The following is a 20,109-nucleotide window of genomic DNA, read 5'->3' on the forward strand; positions in this document are numbered from 1 at the left end:
CCCGGGAGGGTGCCGCCCCTTCGTCATGCGTGGATCTCAGTGGATCTCAGACGTTGAACCCGAGAGCCCGAAGCTGCTCCCGGCCGTCGTCCGTGATCTTGTCGGGGCCCCACGGGGGCATCCAGACCCAGTTGATGCGCAGTTCGTTCACGATGCCGTCCGTGGCGGACTTCGCCTGGTCCTCGATGACGTCGGTGAGCGGGCAGGCCGCCGACGTCAGGGTCATGTCGATCGTCGCGATGTTCGCGTCGTCGATGTGAATGCCGTAGATCAGTCCGAGGTTGACGACGTCGATGCCCAGCTCGGGGTCGACGACGTCGTACAGGGCCTCGCGGACCTCGTCCTCCGAGGCCGGTTTCATCTCGATGGTCTCGCTCATGCCGTCGTCTTCCTTTCGGCGTCGGCTCCGCCCAGCACCTGGGCCGTCGCGTCCTTCCAGGCCATCCAGCTCAACAGGGCGCACTTGACCCGGGCCGGGTACTTGGACACCCCGGCGAACGCGACCGCGTCCTCCAGGATGTCCTCCATCGCGTCGTCGGGCTCGATCTTCCCCTTCGACTGCATCAGCTCCAGGAAGGTCTCCTGGATCTTCCGCGCGTCCGAGAGGTCCTTGCCGACGAGGAGTTCGTTCAGTACGGACGCGCTCGCCTGGCTGATGGAACAGCCCTGGCCCTCGTACGAGACGTCCTTGATCGTCGTGCCCTCGTACTTCACACGGAGCGTGATCTCGTCGCCGCACGTCGGGTTCACGTGGTGCACCTCGGCGTCGCCATCCCTCAGACCACGCCCGTGCGGGTTCTTGTAGTGGTCCAGGATGACTTCCTGGTACATCGAATCCAGCTTCACGGTATCCGCACGCCTCTCAGCCGAAGAAGTTCCGTACGTGCTCCAAGCCGTCGACCAGTGCGTCGATCTCGGCCGGCGTGGAGTACAGATAGAACGACGCTCGCGTGGTCGCGGGAATTCCGTAGCGCAGGCAGACCGGCCGCGCGCAGTGGTGGCCGACCCGGACCGCGATGCCCTGCTCGTCGAGGACCTGGCCCACGTCGTGCGGGTGGATGTCCCCGAGGGTGAAGGAGATCGCCGCGCCCCGCTCCTCGGCCGTGGTGGGGCCGATGATCCGGAGGTCGGGGACCTCCAGGAGCCGCTTCACCGCGTACTCGGTGAGCGCGTGCTCGTGGGCGAAGATCTTGTCCATGCCGATCGAGTCGAGATAGTCGATCGCCGCGCCGAGCCCGACCGCCTGGGCGATCGGGGGCGTACCCGCCTCGAACTTGTGGGGCGCCGGGGCGTACGTCGAGGAGTGCATCGACACCGTCTCGATCATCTCGCCGCCGCCGAGGAACGGAGGCAGGTCCTCCAGGAGTTCCTGCCGTCCCCACAGGACGCCGATGCCGGTCGGGCCGCACATCTTGTGGCCGGTGAAGGCCACGAAGTCGGCCTGAAGGGCCTGTACGTCCAGCGGCATGTGCGGCGCGGCCTGCGAGGCGTCGACGCACACCAGCGCACCGACCTCCTGGGCACGGCGCACTATCGCCTCGACCGGGTTCTGGGTGCCCAGGATGTTGGAGACCAGCACGAAGGAGACGATCTTCGTCTTCTCCGTGATGACCTGGTCGATGTTGGACAGGTCCAGACGGCCGTCGTCGGTGAGGCCGAACCACTTCAGCTTCGCGCCCGTGCGCTGCGCGAGCAGCTGCCACGGCACGATGTTGGAGTGGTGCTCCATCTCCGTGATGACGATCTCGGTGTCGGAGTCCACGCGGTAGGGCTCGTCGGCCCAGCCCAGCATGTTCGCCACGAGGTTGAGCGACTCCGAGGCGTTCTTGGTGAAGATCACCTCGTTGCGCGACGGCGCGTTGATGAACTCCGCGACCTTGTCGCGCGCGCCCTCGTACAGCGCCGTGGCCTCCTCGGCGAGCACATGCACACCGCGGTGGACGTTGGCGTTGTAGCGCTCGTAGTACTCGCTCAGGGCGTCCAGCACCTGGCGCGGCTTCTGGCTGGTCGCCGCGTTGTCCAGGTACACGAGCTTCTGACCGTCGTGGACCTGGCGGTCCAGGATGGGGAAGTCCTTGCGGATCGCCTCGGTGTCGAGGAGGCCCGGCAGCTGTGTCACGCGGATGCGCCACCCTTCGTGTATGCCTCGTAGCCCTCGTTCTCCAGCTTGTCGGCGAGCTCGGCACCGCCGGACTCGACGATCCGGCCGCCGGAGAAGACGTGCACGTGGTCGGGCTTGATGTAGCGGAGGATGCGCGTGTAGTGGGTGATCAGCAGGGTGCCGACCTCGCCCGTCTCACGGACCCGGTTCACGCCCTCGGAGACGACGCGCAGGGCGTCGACGTCCAGGCCGGAGTCGGTCTCGTCGAGGACCGCGACCTTCGGCTTGAGCAGCTCCAGCTGGAGGATCTCGTGGCGCTTCTTCTCACCGCCGGAGAAGCCCTCGTTGACGTTGCGCTCGGCGAAGGCCGGGTCGATGTTGAGGCGCTGCATGGCCTCCTTGACCTCCTTCACCCAGGTGCGCAGCTTGGGGGCCTCGCCGCGGATGGCGGTGGCGGAGGTGCGCAGGAAGTTCGACACGGAGACACCCGGGACCTCGACCGGGTACTGCATGGCGAGGAACAGGCCGGCGCGGGCCCGCTCGTCGACGGACATCTCGAGGACGTCCTCGCCGTCGAGGGTGACGGTGCCGCCGGTGATCGTGTACTTCGGGTGCCCCGCGAGGGAGTAGGCGAGGGTCGACTTGCCGGAGCCGTTCGGGCCCATGATGGCGTGCGTCTCGCCCTGCTTCACGGTGAGGTCGACGCCCTTGAGGATCTCCTTCGTGGCGTTGTCGGCCTCGACGGTGACGTGCAGGTCTCGGATTTCAAGCGTTGCCATGGGTGCCTCAGGACTCCTGGGTGAGGGAGACGAGCACGTCGTCCCCTTCGATCTTTACGGGGTAAACGGGGACGGGGCGCGTCGCCGGAAGGGCGTCGGGCTTGCCGGAACGGAGGTCGAAGCGCGAGCCGTGCAGCCAGCACTCGATGTGACAGTCGTCGACCTCGCCCTCCGACAGCGAGACGTTCGCGTGCGAGCAGATGTCGTACACCGCGAACACCTCGCCCTCGGTCTGCACGATGGACATGGGCGTGCCGTCGAGTTCCACCCGCTTCGGGATGTCGTCCTCCAGCTCGCTCAGGCCACAGACGCGTACGAATGCGAGGCTCATGCCACCGACGCCTCCAGCTCCTCCTCGATCTTGGCGATCAGGCGCTCCTCGATGTCCGGGAGGCCGATCTGCTGGACCAGCTCGGCGAAGAAGCCGCGGACCACGAGGCGGCGGGCCTCGTGCTCCGGGATGCCGCGGGCCATGAGGTAGAAGAGCTGCTCGTCGTCGAAGCGGCCGGTCGCCGAGGCGTGGCCGGCGCCGACGATCTCGCCGGTCTCGATCTCGAGGTTGGGTACGGAGTCCACGCGCGCGCCGTCCGTGAGGACCAGGTTGCGGTTCATCTCGTACGTGTCGGTGCCCTCGGCCTTGGCCTCGATGAGCACGTCGCCGATCCACACCGCGTGCGCTTCTTCGCCCTGGAGCGCGCCCTTGTAGACGACGTTCGACTTGCAGTGCGGGACGTTGTGGTCGACCAGGAGCCGGTGCTCCTGGTGCTGGCCCTGGTCGGTGAAGTACAGGCCGAACAGCTCGGCCTCGCCGCCGGGGCCGGCGTACTGCACGCGCGGGTGCAGCCGGACGACGTCGCCGCCGAAGGTGACGACGACCGACTTGAAGGAGGCGTCGCGGCCGACGAGCGCGTTGTGCTGCGCGACGTGGACCGCCTTCTCGTCCCAGTCCTGGACGGAGACGACGGTCAGCTTGGCGCCGTCGCCCAGGAGGTAGTCGACATTGGCGGCGAGCACCGCGTCACCGGTGTGGTCGATGACCACGACGGCCTCGGCGAAGGCGCCCAGCTCGATCACCTGGTGGCCGAAGGCAGTCCCGCCCTCGCCGTGCACCGCGATGCGGATCGGCTCGGTGAGGACGGTCTCCTTGGGGACGGTCACGACCCCGGCCTTCTCGAAGGCGGAGTAAGCCTGGGCGGCGACACGGTCCGCCGGGGTGCCCGCCTTGCCGAGCCGCGCGTCGTCGCGGCCGACGGCCTCGACGGTGACGCCCTCGGGGGCCTGGACATCGACCTTCACGCCATTGCCATCGGCCACGGCGGTGCCGTCGTGCAGGCCGCGCAGGCGCTCCAGCGGGGTGAACCGCCACTCCTCCTCCCGGCCGTGCGGGACGGGGAAGTCCGCCACGTCGAAGGAGGGGGGCGCGCTCATGCGGGTGGCAATGGTCGACTCGGCCGCCACCGCGATCGAGCCGGTGGTGGTGGAGCCCACCGGGATATTCTGGGCCTCAGCCATGGCTGTCGTAGTGCTCGCTTTCCGTTACGTAAGGGCTTGATGGACTGCGGTGGGATTAACCGACCGCGCCTTCCATCTGCAGCTCGATCAGCCGGTTGAGCTCCAGCGCGTACTCCATGGGGAGCTCCTTGGCGATGGGCTCGACAAAGCCGCGCACGATCATCGCCATCGCCTCGAACTCGCTCAGACCGCGGCTCATCAGGTAGAAGAGCTGGTCCTCGGAGACCTTGGAGACGGTCGCCTCGTGGCCCATGGACACGTCGTCCTCGCGGACGTCCACGTAGGGGTAGGTGTCCGAGCGGGAGATCGTGTCGACGAGCAGCGCGTCACAGAGCACGTTCGACTTCGAGCCCGGGGCGCCCTCGCCGATCTCGATGAGACCGCGGTAGGAGGTGCGGCCACCGCCGCGCGCGACGGACTTGGAGACGATGTTGGACGACGTGTTCGGTGCCATGTGGACCATCTTGGCGCCCGCGTCCTGGTGCTGCCCCTCGCCGGCGAAGGCGATGGACAGGGTCTCGCCCTTGGCGTGCTCGCCCATCAGGTAGACGGCCGGGTACTTCATCGTCACCTTGGAGCCGATGTTGCCGTCGACCCACTCCATGGTCGCGCCCTCGTAGGCCACGGCACGCTTGGTGACCAGGTTGTAGACGTTGTTCGACCAGTTCTGGATGGTCGTGTAGCGGCAGCGGGCGTTCTTCTTGACGATGATCTCGACGACCGCGGAGTGCAGCGAGTCCGACTTGTAGATCGGGGCCGTGCAACCCTCGACGTAGTGCACGTAGGCACCCTCGTCGACGATGATCAGGGTCCGCTCGAACTGGCCCATGTTCTCCGTGTTGATACGGAAGTAGGCCTGGAGCGGGATCTCCACGTGGACGCCCGGCGGCACGTAGATGAAGGAGCCGCCCGACCACACGGCGGAGTTCAGCGACGCGAACTTGTTGTCACCGACGGGGATGACGGTTCCGAAGTACTCCTTGAAGAGCTCCGGGTGCTCCTTCAGGGCCGTGTCGGTGTCCAGGAAGATGACGCCCTGCTCCTCCAGGTCCTCGCGGATCTGGTGGTAGACGACCTCGGACTCGTACTGGGCGGCGACACCGGCGACGAGGCGCTGCTTCTCCGCCTCGGGGATGCCGAGCTTGTCGTACGTGGCCTTGATGTCCTCGGGCAGGTCCTCCCAGGACTCCGCCTGCTTCTCCGTGGAGCGCACGAAGTACTTGATGTTGTCGAAGTCGATGCCCGACAGGTCCGAGCCCCAGTTCGGCATGGGCTTCTTCTCGAACAGGCGCAGGCCCTTGAGACGGAGCTTGGTCATCCACTCCGGCTCGCTCTTCTTGCCGGAGATGTCGCGGACGACGTCCTCGTTGATGCCGCGCTTGGCAGAGGCGCCGGCCGTGTCGGAGTCGGCCCAGCCGTATTCGTACTTGCCCAGGCCCTCGAGCTCGGGGTGGGCAGTCTCCGTGGGGAGAGTCATGCGGGGTTCCTCCCGGCCGTGCTTGCAGATGCGTTATCAGTGGTGTGGGAAATCTTGGGGATGAACGTCGTGCAGACGCCGTCGCCGTGCGCGATGGTGGCGAGCCGCTGTACATGCGTACCGAGCAGCTCGGCGAAAAATTCCGTCTCCGCCTCGCACAACTGGGGGAACTGCTCGGCGACGTGGGCGACCGGGCAGTGGTGCTGGCAGAGCTGTTCACCCTTCTGCGGGTGAGGCGCACTGCGCGCCGTAGCAGCGTACCCGTCCGCGCTCAAGGCCTTGGCCAGCGCTTCGGTCCGCTTCTCGGGCGGTGCGGCCTCGACCGCCTCGCGGTAGGCGCCCGCCTGCGCGGCGATCCTGGCGCGGGCGAAGGCGGCGATCGCCTCGTTGCCGCCCTCGCGGTCGGCGATCCAGCGCAGCGCGTCCGCAGCGAGCTTGTCGTACGACTGGTCGAAAGCGTCCCGGCCGTAGTCCGTCAGGGCGAACGCCTTGGCGGGGCGGCCGCGGGTGCGCGCGCCGTAGACCCGCTGCTCGCGCGCTTCCACGACACCGTCGCCCGCGAGGGCGTCGAGGTGCCGGCGCACGGCCGCGTGGGTGAGGCGCAGCCGCTCGGCGAGCTCGGCGACGGTCGACGGGCCGTGGTCCAGGATGGACCGCGCGACACGGTTGCGGGTGGACCGCTCACCGGTCGCGAGCTCCTCCTGTGGGGCACCCATGGGGGCCTCCCGAGCCTCGCCGACGTTTTTCACAACGCCATTGTTGCGTAATTCGTCAGGACCGGGCAAGCCACGCCCGTCCCCGTCGACGGTGCCTTGCGTCACTTAGGTAAAGCTAACCTGACCTGCGGAAACGATCTTTGATCGATCAAACCGGTGGCATGCCGAAGCCCCTTCGGGGACACTCCGGAACCATGTCCACACCCCCTCCGACCGGCCCTCTTGTCACCCGGGACACACTGCGGACGCAGTTGGGCGAACTGGGCGTACGGCCCGGCGAGACCCTCCTCGTGCACTCCTCGCTCAGCGCCCTCGGCTGGGTCAACGGCGGCGCCGTAGCGGTGGTGCGGGGGCTGCTCGACGCGCTCGGCCCGGAGGGCACCCTGGTGGTCCCGACGCAGACCGGGGACTTGTCCGACCCGGTCCTGTGGCGCAAGCCGCCCGTTCCCCCGGAATGGTGGGCGGCCATTCGCGCGACGATGCCCGCGTACGACCCCAGGATCACGCCCGCACGCGGGGTCGGCGTCGTCCCGGAGACGGTGCGGACCTGGCCCGGCGCCCTGCGCAGCGCCCATCCGCAGACCTCGTTCGCGGCGGTCGGGCGGCGCGCGGCGGAGGTGACCGAGGGGCACGCACCCGACTGCCGGCTCGGCGAGCGCAGCCCGCTCGCGACGCTGGAGGCGACGGGCGCCCGGGTCCTGCTGCTCGGTGCCGGCTACGCCTCCTGCACCAGCTTCCACCTCGCCGAGTACCGGATACCGTCCCCGCGCGTCGCCGTGGGCAGACCGGGTCCGGAAGGCTGGGAGACCGTGACCGAGGTGTCGATCAGCTCGGACCGCTTCGACGAGCTGGGCTACGACTTCGAACGGGACTGTCCCGTCGTACGCGGGAAGGTGGGGGCGGCCGAGGCCCGGCTGTTCCCGGTGGCGGACGCGGTGGCCTACGCCGAACGGTGGCTGGCGGTGCACCGGCCGCGTGAGGAGGAGTTCCCGCACCCCCCGGTCTGAGCCCCCGCGCGCCTACCTAGACTCTGGACCCATGCGAAGTGAGCCCGTGGTCCAGGTCCAGGCCCTGGTGAAGCGGTACGGCCCGAAGACCGCGGTGGACGGGCTCGACCTGGTGGCCCGGGAGGGTGTGACCGCCGTGCTCGGCCCCAACGGGGCGGGCAAGACGACGACGGTCGAGACCTGCGAGGGGTACCGGAAGCCGGATGCCGGCACGGTGCGCGTCCTGGGCCTCGACCCGGTGAGACAGTCCGGCCGGCTGCGGCCCCGGATCGGCGTGATGCTCCAGTCCGGCGGCGTGTACTCGGGCTCCAGGGCCGACGAGATGCTCCGCCACGTCGCCAAGCTGCACGCTCATCCGCTGGACGTGGACGCGCTCATCGAGCGCCTCGGGCTCGGCTCCTGCGGGCGTACGACGTACCGGCGGCTGTCGGGCGGGCAGCAGCAGCGGCTCGCGCTGGCGATGGCCGTGGTCGGGCGCCCCGAGCTGGTGTTCCTGGACGAGCCGACCGCCGGTCTCGACCCGCAGGCCCGCCGCGCGACCTGGGACCTGGTCCGGGACCTGCGCGCCGATGGCGTCTCGGTGATCCTCACCACGCACTACATGGACGAGGCCGAGCAGCTCGCCGACGACGTGGCGATCATCGACGCGGGCCGGGTCATAGCGCAGGGCTCCCCGGAGGAGCTGTGCAAGGGCGGCGCCGAGAACACGCTCCGCTTCACCGGCCGTCCCGGCCTGGACGTGGGCTCGCTGCTCAAGGCCCTGCCCGCCGACTCCTCGGCCGCCGAGCTGACGCCGGGTTCCTACCGGGTCGTCGGCAAGATCGACCCGCAACTGCTCGCGACGGTCACCTCCTGGTGCGCCCAGCACGGTGTGATGCCGGAGAAGATCTCGGTGGAGCGGCATTCCCTGGAGGACGTCTTCCTGGAGCTGACCGGTAAGGAGTTGCGCTCATGATCCGAGCTCACACCGAGGTCGGCCGGGGGTCCGGGGGTTGTCCCCCGGGAAGACACAGCCTGGAGCTCACGGGTAAGGAGCTGCGTTCGTGACCGCCACCGGCACCTATGCGCCGAAGCCGGGGGCCGCGCCCCTGCCCCGCATGATCGCGGCCCAGGCCGCGCTCGAGACGAAGATGCTGCTGCGCAACGGCGAGCAGCTACTGCTGACGGTCGTGATCCCGACCCTGCTGCTCGTCCTCTTCAGCACCGTGGACATCGTCGACACGGGAGCCGGTGAGGCGGTCGACTTCCTCGCCCCCGGCATCCTCGCGCTCGCCGTGATGTCGACGGCGTTCACCGGCCAGGCGATCGCCACCGGCTTCGAGCGCCGCTACGGCGTGCTGAAGCGGCTCGCCTCCTCGCCCCTGCCGCGTTGGGGCCTGATGGCGGCGAAGACGCTGTCCGTGCTGGTCACCGAGGTGCTCCAGGTGATCCTGCTGACGGTGATCGCCTTCGCGCTCGGCTGGTCGCCGCAGGGCAACCCGTTCGCCGTCCTGCTGCTCCTGGTCCTCGGCACGGCGGCCTTCTCGGGCCTCGGCCTGCTGATGGCCGGGACGCTGAAGGCCGAGGCGACACTGGCCGGCGCCAACCTGGTGTTCCTGCTGCTGCTCGTCGGCGGCGGGGTCGTCGTCCCGCTGGACAAGTTCCCCTCCGGCGCCCAGGACGTACTCGGCCTGCTGCCCATCTCGGCGCTGTCCGACGGGCTGCGGGACGTGCTCCAGCACGGGGCCGGGATGCCCTGGGCCGACCTGGGGATCCTGGCGGTCTGGGCCGTGGCCGGGCTGGCCGCGGCCGGTCGGTTCTTCCGCTGGGAGTAGGCCATGAGGGACCCTCGTGAAAGCGTGCACAAGCGGCGCCCTACGATGGGTCGCGTGCCAAAAGTGACCCGCGCCGACGCCTGGGCGGCCCTGCGCAACCCGCTCGCATTCATCGCCGACCGCTGGACCCCGGAACCCCGGACGGTTCAGCGCGCGGCCCTCTCCGCCATCGTGATGTCGGTGCTCATCGTCGTCACCGGCGGTGCCGTGCGGCTGACCGGCTCGGGCCTGGGCTGCCCGACCTGGCCCAAGTGCACCACCGACTCGCTCACCGCCACCAGCGAGATGGGCGTCCACGGCGTCATCGAGTTCGGCAACCGCATGCTGACGTACGTGCTGTGCGCGGCCGTCGGCTGGGCGATCATCGCCGCGCGCTCGCAGAAGCCGTACCGGCGCGGTCTGGTCCGGCTGGGCTGGGCGCAGTTCTGGATCGTGATGAGCAACGCGGTGCTCGGCGGCATCGTGGTGCTGGTCGGTCTCAACCCGTACACGGTCGCGGCCCACTTCGTGGCGACGTCCGCGCTCATCGCGGTGGCCACGGTGATGTGGCAGCGCACCCGTGAGGACGACACCGCACCGCGCCCGCTGGTCGGCAAGGCCGTGCGGCAGCTCGTGTGGTTCCTGACCGCGGCCGCCGTCCTGCTCATCCTGGTCGGCACGGTGGTCACCGGCGCGGGCCCGCACGCGGGCGACTCCAGCGAGGTCGAGCGGATGCCGGTCGACTGGGAGACGGTGAGCAAGCTGCACGCCGTGCTGGCGTGGATCGTGGTGACGCTGACGTTCGCCCTGTGGTTCGTCCTCAAGGCGGTCGACGCGCCGAAGGGCCCCCTGGGCCGCACCCGCGAACTGTTCCTGATCCTGCTCGCGCAGGGCGTCATCGGATACGTCCAGTACTTCACGGACCTGCCCGAGGTCCTGGTCGGCCTGCACATGTTCGGCTCGGCCGTGATGTGGATCTGGGTCCTGCTGGTGGTGATGTCGCTGCGGGAGCGCTCCGAGATGGCTGTGGACCTGCCCGGCCCCGCCGCCGAGGCTTCCCTGACGAAGGCCTAGTCGAGCCCGTACACCCTGCGCGCGTTCCCCGACGCCAGCATCCCCGCCACCCGCTGCGCGTCGGTCAGTGACCACGCGCCCTCGGCGACCCAGGTGCCGAGCACCCGGCCGAGTGCCTCGCGGAACAGCCGGGCGGCCACCACGTGCAGCTCGGGCAGCCCCTGGGCGCCGCTGGAGAAGAGGATCTTTCCGAACGGGGCCAGCTCCAGGATCTCCGCGAGGACGGTCGCGGCCCGGGCACCGGTGCGGACCAGGGCGGCACCGCAGTCGACGTAGACGTGCGGGAAGACACCGGCCAGATGGGCGGCGTGCCGGTGGTACGGGTAGCCGTGCAGCAGGACGAGGTCCGTGCCGAGCCCGGCCGTGGCCCGCACGAAGTCCGTCAGCAGCACCGGGTCCGTGCGGTCGATCCGCAGGCCCGGCGCCCCGAGCCCCGCGTGCAGTTGGAGCGGCCGGCCCGAGGCGACGGCGCTCCACAGCAGATGCCTCAGCAGCACGGGGTCGCTCAGCTCCCCGCCGACCCCGCGCCCCGCGAGCCAGCGGCCGACCGCTCCCCGCACCTCCCCCGGCCCGGGCGGCTCGGGCGCGAGCGCGAGGCCGTGCCGGACGCCCGCGACCGAGGTGAAGGCGACGGCGTTCGCGGCGGCGGCGTGCACGGACTCGGCGAGGTTGGCGAGGAAGGACTCGACGGTTCCGGAGGTGTCGGCGACCTGCTCGGCGAGCAGTTCCAGGCGCACGATCTCGTGGGCCTCGGCGGCTCCCGCGGAGGCCAGCTCGCGCGGCTCGGTGAGATCGCCGGGGAGGCCGGTGTCGACGAGGTACGTCGTGATGCCGCTGCCGCGCAGGAGCCGGCGGCCGGACTCCAGGACGCCGAGTTCACGGCGGCGTGCCAGGTAGTGCGCGGGGGTGCAGTGGGGTTCCAGGCCGAGCAGCGGCGGGCACCAGCGCCGTACGGCGAAGCCGGTCTGGGTGTCGAAGAGGGTGGTGCCGGGGGCGGGTGGGCCCTCGGTGCGGGAGAGGTGGGCCTCGAAGGTGCCGAGGCCCAGTTCCGTGCGGAGTACTCCGTGACAGTACTGGTCCACTAGGGACGGCGTTTCGATCATCCGGGCTCCCCGGTGTGGACCCTGTTGTTCTCAAGGGTCCTAACGGGTGAAGGGGGATGAGGTCGCGGTCCCGTGGTGGGGTGCCTGTGTGGTTCGGCGGGTGCGGGCTGTGTGTGGTTGCTCGCGCAGTCCCCGCGCCCCTGAGAAGTTAGTTGTTCTTGGGGCCGCCTACCTGGATGCCCGCCATGCGCGTCCACTCGTAGCGGCCCGTTGTCACCTTGGCGGCGAATTCGCCGTCGAAGGACTCGTGGCGGGTGATGCCGGACTTCTCCACGGCCTGCTCGGCGATCTCGTACGAGGGGGCCACCAGGTCGCCCCAGTTGCCGTCCTCGCCGACGAGCACGATGCGGGCGCCGCGTTCGCCGAGGTAGGCGACCTGGCTCTCGGCGCCGCCGTGGGTCTTGGAGAAGGAGGTGATCTGCTTGGCGAGCCGGGCGACCTTGCGCTCGGCCTTCGGGTCAACCTGCTGCGTGTCTGCCATGGTCAGGATGCTACTCACGAGTAGATCCACTGGCGAGGGGAGGGCCCTGTGACGTACGTCAGCGCAGGAACGGGTCGACCGCGACCGCCACGAACAGGATCGACACATAGGTGATCGACCAGTGGAAGAGCCGCATCTCCTTGAGCTTGGCGCCCGTCACCTCGGCCTTGGCGCGGTTCTGCAGGCCGTGTGCCTCCCACAGCCAGAAGCCGCCGGCCAGCAGGGCGACCGCCGTGTAGAACCAGCCCGTGTAGCCGAGCGGGGTCAGCAGGAGCGAGACGGCGACCATGACCCAGCTGTAGATCACGATCTGCTTGGCGACCACCTTGTTGGAGGCGACCACCGGCAGCATCGGCACACCCACGCGCGCGTAGTCCTCTTTCACCTTCATCGACAGCGGCCAGTAGTGCGGCGGCGTCCAGAAGAACATGACGAGGAACAGGATGACCGGCGCCCACGACATGGAGTTCGTGACCGAGGACCAGCCGATCAGCACGGGCAGACAGCCGGCGATGCCGCCCCAGACGATGTTCTGCGAGGTACGGCGCTTGAGGATCATCGTGTAGACGACGACGTAGAAGAGGAGCGCGCCGAGGGAGAGCCAGGCCGAGAGCCAGTTGACCGCGAGGCCGAACAGCAGGGTCGAGACGACGGCCAGGGTGATACCGAAGGCCAGGCACTCGCGCGGGCTGACCATGCCGGTGACCAGCGGGCGCTGCGAGGTGCGGTCCATCAGCGCGTCGATGTCGCGGTCGATGTACATATTGAGCGCGTTGGCGCCGCCCGCCGACAGGTAACCGCCGACACAGGTCAGCAGCACCAGCGTCAGGTCGGGCACCCCCTGCTGCGCCAGGAACATCACGGGAACCGTGGTGATCAGCAACAGCTCGATGATCCGCGGCTTGGTGAGAGCCACGAACGCCATGACACGGGCCCCGAGCGGCCGGTGGGCCGGGCTCCGGTCCGTCCCGGTCATCCCCGCTGGACGGGATTCAACGGCCGTCACGCACACCCCTACAGAGACATCCCAGCAAGCCTCAGCCGTGTGAAGTCCCGGTAAAGGCTCGCGCGTACCACGCCACTTTAGACGTTGCCCAGACTCGGACATTCGCGGGGGTCGGGTCGTGTTGAGGGGAGGGTTCCGACGGGCGCGTGGAAGCTCGATTGAGCACCCGGATGAGCGGCTCCGTATTCACTTGCCAAATGCGGTACGGCCCAGTCAGGAGGCGGATCGGGATGAGCCCCGGCACTCTGGAGTGACCCGAAAAAACGCACGTCCCACGGGGGTAGGCTCGGCTGCGGCCGGTGCGCGCCCCGATACACCGGCATCCGACATGTGGAGAGGAGCCCTGACCCAGGGTGAGCACCAAGCCGACCACCACAGACCTCGAGTGGACCGAGTTGGACCAGCGGTCCGTCGACACCGCGCGTGTCCTGGCCGCCGATGCCGTACAGAAGGTCGGTAACGGCCATCCGGGTACGGCGATGAGCCTGGCGCCTGCCGCCTACACCCTCTTCCAGAAGGTGATGCGGCACGACCCGGCGGACGCCGACTGGGTCGGGCGGGACCGCTTCGTGCTGTCCGCCGGCCACTCGTCCCTGACGCTCTACACCCAGCTCTACCTGGCCGGTTTCGGCCTGGAGCTGGACGACCTGAAGTCCTTCCGCACGTGGGGTTCGAAGACCCCGGGTCACCCCGAGTACGGGCACACGACCGGTGTGGAGACCACGACCGGCCCGCTCGGACAGGGTGTCGCGAACGCGGTGGGCATGGCGATGGCCGCCCGCTACGAGCGCGGTCTGTTCGACCCGGAGGCCGCCGAGGGCGAGTCCCCCTTCGACCACTTCGTCTACTGCGTCGCCGGTGACGGCTGTCTGCAGGAGGGCATCTCCGCGGAGGCCTCCTCCCTCGCGGGCCACCAGAAGCTGGGCAACCTGGTCCTGCTGTGGGACGACAACCACATCTCGATCGAGGGCGACACCGAGACGGCCGTGTCCGAGGACACGGTGAAGCGGTACGAGGCGTACGGCTGGCACGTGCAGCGGGTGGCGCCGAAGCCGGACGGCGACCTGGACCCGAACGCGCTCTACGACGCGATCGAGGCGGCCAAGGCGGTCACCGACCGGCCGTCGTTCATCGCGATGCGCTCGATCATCGCCTGGCCCGCCCCGAACGCGCAGAACACCGAGGCGGCACACGGCTCGGCGCTGGGTGACGACGAGGTGGCCGCGACCAAGCGCGTGCTCGGCTTCGACCCCGAGCAGAGCTTCGAGGTCTCCGACGAGGTCATCACGCACACCCGCAAGGCGCTGGAGCGGGGCCAGGCGGCCCGGGCCGTGTGGGAGAAGGCGTACCAGCAGTGGCGGGACAACAGCCCCGAGCGCGCCGCCGAGTACGACCGCGTCGCCAAGGGTGAGCTGCCCACGGGCTGGGAGGAGAAGATCCCGGTCTTCGAGGTCGGCAAGGGCGTGGCCACGCGTGCCGCCTCCGGCAAGGTCCTCCAGGCCCTGGGCGCGGTCGTCCCCGAGCTGTGGGGCGGCTCGGCCGACCTGGCCGGCTCGAACAACACCACGATCGACAAGACGTCGTCGTTCCTCCCGGCGGACAACCCGCTGTCCGAGGCGGACCCGTACGGCCGCACGATCCACTTCGGTATCCGTGAGCACGCGATGGCCGCCGAGATGAACGGCATCGCGCTGCACGGCAACACCCGGATCTACGGTGGCACGTTCCTGGTCTTCTCCGACTACATGCGTAACGCGGTGCGGCTGTCCGCGCTGATGCATCTGCCGGTGACGTACGTGTGGACGCACGACTCCATCGGCCTGGGCGAGGACGGCCCGACGCACCAGCCGATCGAGCACCTGGCATCGCTGCGGGCGATCCCGGGTCTGAACCTCGTGCGCCCGGCGGACGCCAACGAGACCGCGATCGCCTGGCGCGAGATCCTCAAGCGCTGGACGAAGGAGTTCGGCAAGGGGCAGCCGCACGGTCTGGCGCTGACGCGTCAGGGTGTGCCGACGTACGAGCCCAACGAGGATGCCGCCAAGGGCGGTTACGTCCTGTTCGAGGCCGAGGGCGGCGAGCCCGAGGTCGTCCTCATCGCCACCGGCTCGGAGGTGCACGTCGCTGTCGAGGCGCGCGAGCAGCTCCAGGGCGCCGGCGTGCCCACGCGCGTGGTGTCCATGCCGTCGGTGGAGTGGTTCGAGCAGCAGGACCAGGGGTACCGGGACAGCGTCCTTCCGCCGGCCGTGAGGGCTCGCGTGGCGGTCGAGGCCGGTATCGGACTGACCTGGCACAAGTACGTCGGGGACGCCGGGCGCATCGTTTCCCTGGAGCACTTCGGTGCTTCGGCCGACGGCAAGGTCCTTTTCCGCGAGTTCGGCTTCACTGCCGAGAACGTGGCCGCCGCCGCCCGGGAATCGATCGCCGCAGCTCAGCGCTGACGCTCATATACGACACGTAGGAGATGGAATTTCCATGACAGACGCACTCAAGCGCCTCTCCGAGGAAGGCGTCGCGATCTGGCTGGACGATCTGTCGCGCAAGCGGATCACGTCCGGCAACCTCGCCGAGCTGCTCGACCAGCAGCACGTCGTGGGCGTCACCACCAACCCGACGATCTTCCAGAAGGCGATCTCCGAGGGTGACGGCTACGACCAGCAGCTGTCGGACCTCGCCGCCCGCAAGGTCACGGTCGAAGAGGCCATCCGCATGATCACCACGGCGGACGTCCGCGACGCCGCCGACATCCTGCGCCCGGTCTTCGACGCCACCGACGGCCAGGACGGCAGGGTCTCGATCGAGGTCGACCCGCGCCTCGCCCACAACACCAAGGCGACGGTCGCCGAGGCCCGGCAGCTCGCCTGGCTGGTGGACCGCCCCAACACGCTGATCAAGATCCCGGCCACCAAGGCGGGTCTGCCGGGCATCACCGAGACGATCGGCAACGGCATCAGCGTCAACGTCACGCTGATCTTCTCGCTGGAGCGCTACCGCGAGGTGATGGACGCCTACCTGACCGGTCTGGAGAAGGCCAAGGCCAAGGGCCTGGACCTGTCCAAGATCCACTCGGTGGCGTCCTTCTTCGTCTCGCGCGTAGACACCGAGATCGACAAGCGGATCGACGCCCTGGGCACTCCCGAGGCCAAGGCGCTGCGCGGCAAGGCCGCCATCGCCAACGCCCGGCTCGCCTACCAGGCGTACGAGGAGGTCTTCTCGAGCGACCGCTGGAGCGCGCTGGAGCGTGAGGGCGCCAACAAGCAGCGTCCGCTGTGGGCCTCCACGGGCGTGAAGGACAAGGCGTACAAGGACACCCTGTACGTCGACGAGCTGGTCGCGCCGAACACGGTGAACACCATGCCGGAGGCGACCCTGTACGCCACCGAGGAGCACGGCCAGATCACCGGCAACACCCTCGCCGGCACGTACGAGCAGGCCCGCGCCGACCTCGACGCGGTCGAGCAGCTCGGGATCAAGTACGACGACGTGGTCCTGCTGCTGGAGGAAGAGGGCGTCGAGAAGTTCGAGGCGTCCTGGACCGACCTGCTGAAGTCGACCGAGGCCGAGCTTCAGCGCCTCGCCCCCTCGGAGGGCTGAACAGGTGTCGAGCAGCAACCCGCTGCGTGACCCCGCGGACCGACGGCTCCCGCGTATCGCGGGGCCGTCGGGCCTGGTCATCTTCGGCGTCACGGGCGACCTGTCCCGCAAGAAGCTCATGCCCGCCGTGTACGACCTCGCCAACCGGGGTCTGCTGCCGCCGGGCTTCTCTCTGGTGGGTTTCGCGCGCCGCGAGTGGGCGCACGAGGACTTCGCGCAGGAGGTCCACGACGCGGTCAAGGAGCATGCCCGCACGCCCTTCCGCGAGGAGGTCTGGCAGCAGCTCATCCAGGGCATGCGCTTCGTGCAGGGCACGTTCGACGACGACGACGCGTTCGAGCGGTTGCGCTCGACGATCGAGGAGCTGGACAAGGCACAGGGCACGGGCGGCAACTTCGCCTTCTACCTCTCCGTGCCGCCGAAGTCCTTCCCGGTGGTCATCCAGCAGCTCAGGAAGCACCAGCTCGCCGACCAGCAGGGCGGCTCCTGGCGGCGCGCGGTCATCGAGAAGCCCTTCGGCCACGACCTGAAGTCGGCCGAGGAGCTCAACAAGGTCGTCCACGAGGTGTTCGCCCCGGAGCAGGTCTTCCGGATCGACCACTACCTCGGCAAGGAGACCGTCCAGAACATCCTGGCACTGCGCTTCGCCAACACGATGTTCGAGCCGATCTGGAACCGGTCCCTCGTGGACCATGTGCAGATCACCATGGCCGAGGACATCGGCATCGGCGGCCGGGCCGGGTACTACGACGGCATCGGCGCCGCCCGTGACGTCATCCAGAACCACCTGCTCCAGTTGCTGGCGCTCACCGCCATGGAGGAGCCGGCCTCGTTCGACGCGGACGCGCTGGCCGCCGAGAAGACCAAGGTGCTCGGCGCCGTGCGGCTGCCGAAGGACATGGGCCGGGACACCGTGCGCGGCCAGTACTCGGCCGGCTGGCAGGGCGGCGAGAAGGTGACCGGCTATCTGGACGAGGACGGCATCAACGCCTCGTCGAAGACCGACACCTACGCCGCGATCAAGCTGGAGATCGACAACCGCCGCTGGGCGGGTGTCCCGTTCTATCTGCGCACCGGCAAGCGGCTCGGCCGCCGGGTGACGGAGATCGCGGTCGTCTTCCAGCGGGCCCCGCACTCCCCCTTCGACTCCACCGCGACCGAGGAGCTGGGCTCCAACGCGATCGTCATCCGCGTCCAGCCGGACGAGGGCGTGACGGTCCGCTTCGGCTCGAAGGTCCCCGGCACGTCGATGGAGATCCGGGACGTGTCCATGGACTTCGCGTACGGCGAGTCCTTCACGGAGTCCAGCCCGGAGGCGTACGAGCGCCTCATCCTGGACGTTCTCCTCGGTGACTCGAACCTCTTCCCGCGTACCGAGGAGGTCGAGCTGTCCTGGAAGATCCTCGACCCGATCGAGCAGTACTGGGACAAGAACGGCAAGCCCGCCCAGTACCCGGCCGGTACCTGGGGGCCCGTCGAGGCGGACGAAATGCTCGAGCGACACGGACGGAGCTGGCGCCGGCCATGAAGACAGACCTGACGGACACCACCGCCAGCAAGATCAACAAGGCGCTGGTGCAGGGCCGCCGGGCGATCGGCACCCCGGCGGTCGGCATGGTGCTCACGCTGGTCATCGTGACGGACGAGGAGAACGCCTACGACGCGCTGAAGGCGGCGAACGACGCCTCGCACGAGCATCCCTCGCGCACGCTCGTGGTCATCAAGCGCGTCTCCCGCTCGCCCCGCGACCGCACGCAGTCCCGCCTCGACGCGGAGGTCCGCCTGGGCGCGGACGCCGGCTCGGGTGAGACGGTGGTGCTCCGCCTGTACGGCGAGGTGGCCGAACACGCCCAGTCCGTGGTGCTGCCGCTGCTGCTGCCGGACGCCCCGGTGGTGGTGTGGTGGCCGGTGAGCGCGCCGCTCGACCCGGCGAAGGACCCGCTGGGTGCCCTCGCCCAGCGCCGTGTCACCGACACCTACGCCTCCGAGCAGCCGGTACGGGACCTGGCGACCCGGTCCGGGACCTACACCCCCGGCGACACGGACCTGTCCTGGACCCGCATCACGCCCTGGCGCTCCATGCTGGCGGCGGCCCTCGACCAGGTCACCTGCGAGGTCAGGGCCGTCGAGGTGGAGGGCGAGGAGTTCAACCCGAGCTGCGAGCTGCTGGCGATGTGGCTCGCGGACCGGCTGGACGTCCCCGTGAAGCGCTCGCTGTCCGGCGGACCCGGTCTGACGGCGGTCCGTCTGGACACCAACTGCGGCCCGATCAAGCTGGACCGCCCGGACGGCTCCCTCGCCACACTCTCCATCGACGGCCAGCCGGACCGCGGCGTGGCGCTCAAGCGCCGGGACACGGCCGAGCTGATAGCGGAGGAGCTGCGGCGGCTGGACCCGGACGACACATACGCGTCGGCCCTGCGGTACGGGGTGGACCGGCTGAAGTCCTCCTGGGCGGCTCCCGCGCCGCGGGTCTCCGAGGAATCGGTGGCCAAAGGAGAGAGCGGAGAGCCCAAAAGTGACGGGCGAGCACGACTCGCCCTCCCCGCTCCCGTCCAAACGGCTGCGAAAGCACCCGCTGCGGAAGCGACGGCGCAGGCACCGGTGAAGCAGGAACCGCCTGCGCTGGAACCGGTACGGAAGGCGACGACGAAGTGAGGGCTACGACGAAGTGAGTACGGCACCGCAGCTGGTCGTGCACCGCGACAAGGAGCTGATGGCGCAGGCCGCGGCGGCCCGGCTGATCACGAAGATCGTGGACGCGCAGGCCTCCCGGGGTGCGGCGTCCGTGGTCCTGACGGGCGGCCGCAACGGCAACGGCCTGCTGGCCGCGCTGGCCGCGGCGCCCGCCCGGGACGCCGTCGACTGGAGCCGGCTCGACCTCTGGTGGGGCGACGAGCGGTTCCTGCCCGAGGGCGACCCGGAGCGCAACATCACGCAGGCGAGGGAGGCGCTGCTGGACGCGGTGCCGCTCGATCCGAAGCGGGTGCACGCGATGCCCGCGTCGGACGGCCCCCACGGCGCCGACGTGGACGCGGCGGCGGCCGCGTACGCGGAGGAACTGGCGCGGGCGGCGGGCCCGGAGAACCACGGCCCCGTGCCGACGTTCGACGTGCTGATGCTCGGCGTCGGCCCGGACACGCATGTCGCCTCGCTGTTCCCGGAGTTGCCGGCGGTACGCGAGACGGACCGTACGGTCGTGGGCGTCCACGGCGCGCCCAAGCCGCCGCCGACCCGGGTGACGCTGACGCTGCCGGCGATCCGTGCGGCCCGCGAGGTGTGGCTTCTCGCGGCAGGGGAGGACAAGGCCCAGGCGGCGGCGATCGCGTTGTCGGGAGCCGGGGAGATTCAGGCGCCGGCGGCCGGGGCGTACGGTCGCAGCCGGACGCTCTGGCTGCTGGACGGGGCGGCGGCCTCACAGCTGCCCCGGTCTTTGTATCCGCCGGCTTCGGCCTAGGCATGCCAG

General features: G+C 69.5%; 20 protein-coding genes. 9 read left to right on the forward strand and 11 right to left on the reverse strand.

Translation table 11 applies throughout. The annotated features are described in order from the left end of the window. Nucleotides 1-46: 46 nt before the first annotated feature. Genes ACFTZL_RS20265 through ACFTZL_RS20300 form a run of 8 tightly spaced genes read right to left on the reverse strand, consistent with a single transcriptional unit; the run spans nucleotide 47 to nucleotide 6,618 of the window. On the reverse strand, nucleotides 47-379 hold the full coding sequence (locus tag ACFTZL_RS20265) for a metal-sulfur cluster assembly factor (protein ID WP_184596910.1): 333 nt from the start codon (nucleotides 377-379) through the stop codon (nucleotides 47-49). Beyond that, nucleotides 376-846: a Fe-S cluster assembly sulfur transfer protein SufU gene (sufU, locus tag ACFTZL_RS20270; RefSeq protein ID WP_382584469.1), complete on the reverse strand. Its 471-nt coding sequence runs from the start codon at nucleotides 844-846 to the stop codon at nucleotides 376-378. The genes ACFTZL_RS20265 and sufU overlap by 4 nt, the downstream gene beginning before the upstream one ends. A 16-nt stretch (nucleotides 847-862) precedes the next feature. Beyond that, nucleotides 863-2,119, reverse strand: coding sequence for a cysteine desulfurase (locus tag ACFTZL_RS20275; RefSeq protein WP_382584472.1), 1,257 nt, complete (start codon nucleotides 2,117-2,119; stop codon nucleotides 863-865). Continuing rightward, nucleotides 2,116-2,880, reverse strand: coding sequence for a Fe-S cluster assembly ATPase SufC (gene sufC / locus ACFTZL_RS20280; protein WP_215122217.1), 765 nt, complete (start codon nucleotides 2,878-2,880; stop codon nucleotides 2,116-2,118). The genes ACFTZL_RS20275 and sufC overlap by 4 nt, the downstream gene beginning before the upstream one ends. Before the next feature lie 7 nt (nucleotides 2,881-2,887). Beyond that, nucleotides 2,888-3,211: a non-heme iron oxygenase ferredoxin subunit gene (locus tag ACFTZL_RS20285; protein WP_382584476.1), complete on the reverse strand. Its 324-nt coding sequence runs from the start codon at nucleotides 3,209-3,211 to the stop codon at nucleotides 2,888-2,890. Next, nucleotides 3,208-4,392, reverse strand: a complete 1,185-nt coding sequence (gene sufD, locus ACFTZL_RS20290; RefSeq protein ID WP_382584479.1) for a Fe-S cluster assembly protein SufD — start codon at nucleotides 4,390-4,392, stop codon at nucleotides 3,208-3,210. The genes ACFTZL_RS20285 and sufD overlap by 4 nt, the downstream gene beginning before the upstream one ends. Nucleotides 4,393-4,447: 55 nt before the next feature. Continuing rightward, on the reverse strand, nucleotides 4,448-5,869 hold the full coding sequence (gene sufB, locus ACFTZL_RS20295) for a Fe-S cluster assembly protein SufB (RefSeq protein WP_382584480.1): 1,422 nt from the start codon (nucleotides 5,867-5,869) through the stop codon (nucleotides 4,448-4,450). Continuing rightward, nucleotides 5,866-6,618: a helix-turn-helix transcriptional regulator gene (locus tag ACFTZL_RS20300; RefSeq protein WP_382584483.1), complete on the reverse strand. Its 753-nt coding sequence runs from the start codon at nucleotides 6,616-6,618 to the stop codon at nucleotides 5,866-5,868. Before ACFTZL_RS20300 ends, sufB begins: the two co-directional genes overlap by 4 nt. A gap of 161 nt (nucleotides 6,619-6,779) precedes the next feature. Here ACFTZL_RS20300 and ACFTZL_RS20305 point away from each other — a divergent pair, with 161 nt between their 5' ends. From ACFTZL_RS20305 to ACFTZL_RS20320, 4 genes are all read left to right on the forward strand, one after another. Continuing rightward, nucleotides 6,780-7,592 (forward strand): aminoglycoside N(3)-acetyltransferase, encoded by an 813-nt coding sequence (locus ACFTZL_RS20305; RefSeq protein ID WP_382584486.1) that lies wholly within the window; start codon nucleotides 6,780-6,782, stop codon nucleotides 7,590-7,592. Nucleotides 7,593-7,623: 31 nt separating this feature from the next. Then, nucleotides 7,624-8,547, forward strand: a complete 924-nt coding sequence (locus ACFTZL_RS20310) for an ABC transporter ATP-binding protein (RefSeq protein WP_382498734.1) — start codon at nucleotides 7,624-7,626, stop codon at nucleotides 8,545-8,547. 142 nt (nucleotides 8,548-8,689) lie between these two features. Further along, a complete protein-coding gene (locus ACFTZL_RS20315) occupies nucleotides 8,690-9,406 on the forward strand; it encodes an ABC transporter permease (RefSeq protein ID WP_382584510.1) in 717 nt (238 codons plus the stop codon). A gap of 45 nt (nucleotides 9,407-9,451) precedes the next feature. Beyond that, a complete protein-coding gene (locus ACFTZL_RS20320; RefSeq protein WP_382584489.1) occupies nucleotides 9,452-10,459 on the forward strand; it encodes a heme A synthase in 1,008 nt (335 codons plus the stop codon). Here the strand turns inward: ACFTZL_RS20320 and ACFTZL_RS20325 are convergent. The 3 genes from ACFTZL_RS20325 to ACFTZL_RS20335 all read right to left on the reverse strand — a co-directional run bounded on the left by ACFTZL_RS20325 (nucleotide 10,456) and on the right by ACFTZL_RS20335 (nucleotide 13,019). Continuing rightward, complete coding sequence (locus tag ACFTZL_RS20325; protein WP_382584491.1) at nucleotides 10,456-11,562, reverse strand: amidohydrolase family protein; 1,107 nt, start codon at nucleotides 11,560-11,562, stop codon at nucleotides 10,456-10,458. The two genes, ACFTZL_RS20320 and ACFTZL_RS20325, sit on opposite strands and share 4 nt — an antisense overlap. A gap of 148 nt (nucleotides 11,563-11,710) precedes the next feature. Beyond that, on the reverse strand, nucleotides 11,711-12,043 hold the full coding sequence (locus tag ACFTZL_RS20330) for a hypothetical protein (protein ID WP_382584494.1): 333 nt from the start codon (nucleotides 12,041-12,043) through the stop codon (nucleotides 11,711-11,713). 58 nt (nucleotides 12,044-12,101) lie between these two features. Then, nucleotides 12,102-13,019 (reverse strand): heme o synthase, encoded by a 918-nt coding sequence (locus ACFTZL_RS20335; RefSeq protein WP_382584513.1) that lies wholly within the window; start codon nucleotides 13,017-13,019, stop codon nucleotides 12,102-12,104. A gap of 383 nt (nucleotides 13,020-13,402) precedes the next feature. Here ACFTZL_RS20335 and tkt point away from each other — a divergent pair, with 383 nt between their 5' ends. From tkt to pgl, 5 genes are read left to right on the forward strand one after another with little or no spacing between them, the layout of a single operon-like run. After that, a complete protein-coding gene (gene tkt, locus ACFTZL_RS20340) occupies nucleotides 13,403-15,490 on the forward strand; it encodes a transketolase (RefSeq protein ID WP_382584497.1) in 2,088 nt (695 codons plus the stop codon). A gap of 34 nt (nucleotides 15,491-15,524) precedes the next feature. Next, on the forward strand, nucleotides 15,525-16,643 hold the full coding sequence (gene tal, locus ACFTZL_RS20345; RefSeq protein ID WP_382584500.1) for a transaldolase: 1,119 nt from the start codon (nucleotides 15,525-15,527) through the stop codon (nucleotides 16,641-16,643). A 4-nt stretch (nucleotides 16,644-16,647) separates the two neighbouring features. Beyond that, a complete protein-coding gene (gene zwf / locus ACFTZL_RS20350; RefSeq protein ID WP_382584503.1) occupies nucleotides 16,648-18,171 on the forward strand; it encodes a glucose-6-phosphate dehydrogenase in 1,524 nt (507 codons plus the stop codon). Further along, the gene (opcA, locus tag ACFTZL_RS20355; RefSeq protein ID WP_382584506.1) at nucleotides 18,168-19,301 is read left to right on the forward strand and encodes a glucose-6-phosphate dehydrogenase assembly protein OpcA; all 1,134 of its coding nucleotides are present in this window, start codon (nucleotides 18,168-18,170) and stop codon (nucleotides 19,299-19,301) included. Before zwf ends, opcA begins: the two co-directional genes overlap by 4 nt. 13 nt (nucleotides 19,302-19,314) lie before the next feature. Beyond that, a complete protein-coding gene (pgl, locus tag ACFTZL_RS20360) occupies nucleotides 19,315-20,100 on the forward strand; it encodes a 6-phosphogluconolactonase (RefSeq protein ID WP_382584508.1) in 786 nt (261 codons plus the stop codon). The last annotated feature ends 9 nt before the right edge of the window (nucleotides 20,101-20,109 follow it).

This window comes from Streptomyces sp. NPDC056948, assembly GCF_042674225.1.
GTDB lineage: Bacteria > Actinomycetota > Actinomycetes > Streptomycetales > Streptomycetaceae > Streptomyces > Streptomyces purpurascens.